General features: G+C 40.1%; 1 protein-coding gene. It reads left to right on the top strand.

The features are described 5' to 3' along the window. Positions 1–44: 44 nt before the first annotated feature. Positions 45–470: an N-acetyltransferase gene (locus EXA13_RS16675; protein ID WP_238134102.1), complete on the top strand. Its 426-nt coding sequence runs from the start codon at positions 45–47 to the stop codon at positions 468–470. Positions 471–589: the final 119 nt, after the last annotated feature.

The following is a 589-nucleotide window of genomic DNA, read 5'->3' on the forward strand; positions in this document are numbered from 1 at the left end:
GGCGTTATGTTGCCCTGATAAATTTTACAATCTAGAGTTCGAAAATGATAAGAAAGTACAATTCAAATGACTTAGATTCAGTTATTGAAATCTGGCTTGAAGCTTCTGTTAAAGCTCATGATTTCGTGTCGGCTTACTTCTGGGAATCTCAAGTTGAGAGCATGCGTAATATTTATATTCCTGCTGCAGAAGTTTTCGTTTACGAAATCGAGTCGAAAATAGTTGGTTTTTACGCGCTGTATGAAAATAACTTGGCCGCTATATTCGTGTTTCCTGCATTTCAGGGAAAAGGTATCGGTAAGCAATTGTTAAGTCATGCTAAAGCGCAAAGGGAAATATTGAGTCTTTCCGTATACAAAGAAAATCAGGCTAGTTATCAGTTTTATTTGTCTCAAGGCTTTACAGTTATCAGTGAACAAATGGATGAGCATACGGGGCGTCCAGAGTACACAATGCGTTCGGGCACATAACAAACGCTTTAAGACGGATTCGCAACGCTCGGCGGTTTTGGTTTTAATTGGCTTTTGTGGTTACGGTGCAATAATTGAGTGTTGTGGTAGCGTTGCTCACCACTTAAGCGGGCGTTATG

Source organism: Vibrio cincinnatiensis (genome assembly GCF_022113815.1).
GTDB lineage: Bacteria > Pseudomonadota > Gammaproteobacteria > Enterobacterales > Vibrionaceae > Vibrio > Vibrio cincinnatiensis_A.

Bases quoted from the DNA above. Each gene is read 5' to 3' on its own strand.
- EXA13_RS16675 (WP_238134102.1), top strand. From the start codon at position 45: ATGATAAGAAAGTACAATTCAAATGACTTAGATTCAGTTATTGAAATC.